The organism is Leyella stercorea DSM 18206, from assembly GCF_000235885.1.
GTDB classification, from domain to species: Bacteria; Bacteroidota; Bacteroidia; order Bacteroidales; family Bacteroidaceae; genus Prevotella; species Prevotella stercorea.
Window position 1 is genome coordinate 1 of sequence record NZ_JH379332.1, and the last position, 2,248, is coordinate 2,248.

A 2,248-nucleotide genomic window follows, 5' to 3' on the forward strand; every position below is an offset into this window, starting at 1 on the left:
TATGCCCATCTGTAAATTTAAAATTATTCAATACTATTCTTGATGATATTCGCTTTCCCAAATAGCATCTTCCGGATTATCGCCTTTATGACCGGCAAGCTGTATCACGAAGCTTTTTGCCGGGAAATACGGTGTGATGTGAATATCAAGAAGCACACGGTCTTTCTGATTCGGGTCTTGTTCAATCTTCATAACCTTGAAGCGTTCGATGAGCTTGTTCGGGCCCATTACACTATCGAGGAATTTCACAACCTGACCACGTAAATCTGCTTCCGTGCGAGTAGTCCAATTTTCAAATGCCCGACGGTTCAGGAAGTCAATCAGTACCTTCGTTATATAGTCGAATACACGAACTACGGAGTAGGTCTGCAAGCCAAGATTATCTCCATTAAATAATGTCTTGGCGGAGAAAGCCATAACCTTGCTGTACTCGTTCACCATCGGCACAAGACCCATACGTTCAAGCTCGGAAATCTCGCTCTTGCGAAGGTCGAAGCGTACACTTTCTACTTCATTAAGTCCACCAAATTTCTTTCCGGCTACTACCTGAGACATTAAGGTGTTGTATATTTTTCCGGCAAGTGAAGAAGATGGCGGGATATAAAGATTTTCTTCTTCTCCAACGCTTTCCTCTCTTTGACGACCAAGCAACCAGTTACAGGTCATAATAGTATTCGATTTGAACACATCTCCACTCGTATGATTGGCATTGAAGAATATATCTACTACATCGTCCGGAGTTTCAAGGTCTTGGAAGTCTGTAACAAGAAAAGCCTTGTTCTCGTATGCCATTTTAGACCACTTATCCAAAATGGCATTTGAGCCTATATATCCAGGAACGACAAGCAAGGAGTAGTTGCGACGCAGGTCAAGACGGTCAAAATTCTGTTTGAGTTCGTTGCTAATGTGGTCAGCGAAAATGGTATTGTCCAAATCCTGAAGCTGCTCCATGGTCGCATTGACAATGGTGACATTCTTCACCTTATCACTTTCCGTGTTCTTGTAAAAGAACGCAATAGTGCGATATGCGCTTTCAAGTTCCCGTGTCCTGGCAAGAGCATTCTTCAAGTTATGATTAAGAAGGTTCTCGGCGTTTTCTGCGGTTTCTTTGGCCTTGTCCCGCATTTGTTCGGCAGTGTCATTCTCACGTAAGAGTTTGAGCCATACGCTTAAGCGATTAACCAAGGCCTTACGTTCATTTTCCCACTGTTCATCCGTGAGGAAGATGTTGCGACGGGCCTTTCGTGCCGGATTAAGATTGGAATACCCATCTATGATATTTTCAAGAAAAGCGAAGCCACCAAATTCTTTGAGTTTGTCTATTGCCGATGCAGATGACTTTTGCGCCTGTTGTGATACGACTTTCTGTGAGGTTGTCGTACTGGCTGTCTGTTGTTGAGTTTCCTGCTTCATCTTAGTAAAAGATTAAAGTTCTACTTTCTTTTGATTTGCCAGAATCTCCTCGATTGATGATTCAATCACGTCCATAATGGCATTTTTGACTTCCGGATTTTCAAGTGCTTTCTGTAAAGCGCGGTTGGAAGTAAGCTGGCGAGTTATTCTGACACCCTGCTCTTTCTCAATGTCAAGTTTACTCAAGAAATCACTCTTCTCTTTAATCTTCTTGGCTCCGAAGTCTCCAAGTCCGGTGAATGTCATGATTTCCTTGATTTCATTACCTTCCGCATCCACGTGGCATAAGTCAACTGTTGGTTCAAAACGTTGGAACACATCTTCAATGGTTTCCAAACCATACACGCTTTCCGGAGCTGCAGGAGCTTCATCTGTCAGTTTTTGAACTATCAAAGTTCGGTTGGAGGGGATTTCCGCGATGGATTCGTTCGCATCGACTTTTACTTCGTTGCCTCCAATTCCATAATTGTAGATTGCCATAGAATTTACTTTTTAATATCATACTTTTTTTATAGCTCTCTTTTGGTTTTGTGACCGTACGCAATATATGAATTATTTCTGAAACCGTCAAATTTTTAGGAGCATTTTATTGGCATCTAACAAGGAAAAGAGTATATTTGCGAAATAGAATAAAATAAAAGAATAGTATGACTTACCTGAAAATGCCATTACAATTGCAATCGGCTGTTGCCAAGAAATTGCAAAGGTGTTCCTATCAGGAATCGATAGCCCAACACATCATGCTACTGATTCTTTCTCACCATGGGGAAGTTATCGGCCGAGAAGACTTTGGTTCCATGATATGGGACCTTGAGTTCAACCAACTTGTGAAAAT

The 2,248-nt window shown here is 41.7% G+C and carries 2 protein-coding genes and 1 pseudogene; 1 reads left to right on the plus strand and 2 read right to left on the minus strand.

Features of this window, described 5'->3' with window-relative positions; all coding sequences use genetic code 11:
- Positions 1-33: 33 nt before the first annotated feature.
- On the minus strand, positions 34-1,413 hold the full coding sequence (locus tag HMPREF0673_RS00110; RefSeq protein ID WP_007896633.1) for a DUF5458 family protein: 1,380 nt from the start codon (positions 1,411-1,413) through the stop codon (positions 34-36).
- Between the two features lie 12 nt (positions 1,414-1,425).
- Positions 1,426-1,893, minus strand: coding sequence for a hypothetical protein (locus HMPREF0673_RS00115; protein ID WP_004310151.1), 468 nt, complete (start codon positions 1,891-1,893; stop codon positions 1,426-1,428).
- Between the two features lie 167 nt (positions 1,894-2,060).
- Between HMPREF0673_RS00115 and HMPREF0673_RS00120 the strand changes: the two are divergent.
- Positions 2,061-2,248: pseudogene (locus HMPREF0673_RS00120) on the plus strand (GPW/gp25 family protein); the annotation flags it as partial.

Coding starts and splice junctions, on each gene's coding strand:
- HMPREF0673_RS00115 (WP_004310151.1), bottom strand. CDS start 1,893: ATGGCAATCTACAATTATGGAATTGGAGGCAACGAAGTAAAAGTCGAT.
- HMPREF0673_RS00110 (WP_007896633.1), bottom strand. CDS start 1,413: ATGAAGCAGGAAACTCAACAACAGACAGCCAGTACGACAACCTCACAG.